The following is a 1,265-nucleotide window of genomic DNA, read 5'->3' on the forward strand; positions in this document are numbered from 1 at the left end:
CTCTCGGGGATAGGGCTTGGGCACGGTGTCCATCCTTCCAGCAGTGCCCCACGGCACCACAGATCAGATGTCACCAACCCATGCAGCAGTCCCCCTGACTGGTTCTACCGCGACCACAAACTCAACGCCAAACGACTGGTCGAAGAGGGACTTTCCGAGGTTCAGCACCGCGTGACGGCCCTTCTCGCCCGTGCCAGGAAGAACCTCACCCTGCTGGAAGAACGTCTGGGCAGCACGCTGTTCCAAGAGACGACAGACCGCCTGGAAGAAGACGCCGCTGAAGCCTTCGAAGCCGAAGGAGGCTGGGCGGTCGATCGGGAGTGTCCTGAATGCGGATTCAACGGACGCATGATCGGTTCCATCGACCTGGATCGCACCTGCCTGTACGACGACGAAGGCGAAGCCTACGGCTTCGATGACTGGGAAATCACGATGTCGGCCCACTTCTTCGGATGCAACGTCTGCCGACTGACGCTGTCGGGAATGCAAGAATTCGCCGCGGCCGGCCTGCCCGCCTACAGCGTCCCGATCTCCGCCGACGATCTCGGCCCAGACTTCGACGCCGAACGGGAAGCGGAACGCCTCTACGGCATCAACGACTGATTCGATTGGCGCGAACGGTGGCGGCCACGCGCTCCACCGGACCCGCGGCGCCGCCACTCGCGTACGTCCCGCGAGTAGTAGACGTTCGGAAAACGAGCTATTTCTGAACGACCCGGAAGGGAATCTACCCGGCCCGACGGAGCGCGCCGAGCCTGGTTCATCGAGAAGCTTGCCGCTTCCGCGCGATCGCGAGATTGTCACGGAAGGCCTCCGTATGGGGGTGGTCGGCACCAAGGACCCGCTCCGAGTCGGCGAGGGTGGTCTCGTAGAGCGGGATCGCCTCGGCGGTCCGGCCTGCCACGTTGTAGGCGTAGGCGAGGTTGTTGCGAGAGCACAGGGTGTCGGGGTGGTCGGTGCCGAGGACCCGCTCCTGCTCGGTGAGAGTCTGCTCGTAGAGCAGAATCGCCTCGGCGAGGCGGCCCGCCGCGTTGTAGGCGTAGGCGAGGTTGTTGCGAGAGCACAGGGTGTCGGGGTGGCCGGGGCCGAGGACCCGCTCCGAGTCGGCGAGGGTGGTCTCGTAGAGCAGAATCGCCTCGGCGAGGCGGCCTGCCGCGTTGTAGGCGACGGCGAGGTTGTTGCGGGAGGTCAGGGTGCTGGGGTGGTCGGCGCCGAGGACCCGCTCCTGCTCGGTGAGAGTCTGCTCGTAGAGCGGAATCGCCTCG

Annotated in this window: 2 protein-coding genes; one reads left to right on the top strand and one right to left on the bottom strand. The window is 65.2% G+C overall.

Features of this window, described 5'->3' with window-relative positions:
• Positions 1-603 (top strand): hypothetical protein (locus ACFUUZ_RS31690; protein WP_378702724.1); only part of this gene is annotated, 603 nt, incomplete at its 5' end.
• A gap of 157 nt (positions 604-760) precedes the next feature.
• Here ACFUUZ_RS31690 and ACFUUZ_RS31695 read toward each other — a convergent pair.
• On the bottom strand, positions 761-1,265 hold a 505-nt coding region (locus ACFUUZ_RS31695; RefSeq protein WP_378702726.1), incomplete at its 5' end, for a tetratricopeptide repeat protein.

Source organism: Nocardia sp. NPDC057353 (genome assembly GCF_042667085.1).
In the GTDB taxonomy this organism is placed as follows: Bacteria; Actinomycetota; Actinomycetes; order Mycobacteriales; family Mycobacteriaceae; genus Nocardia.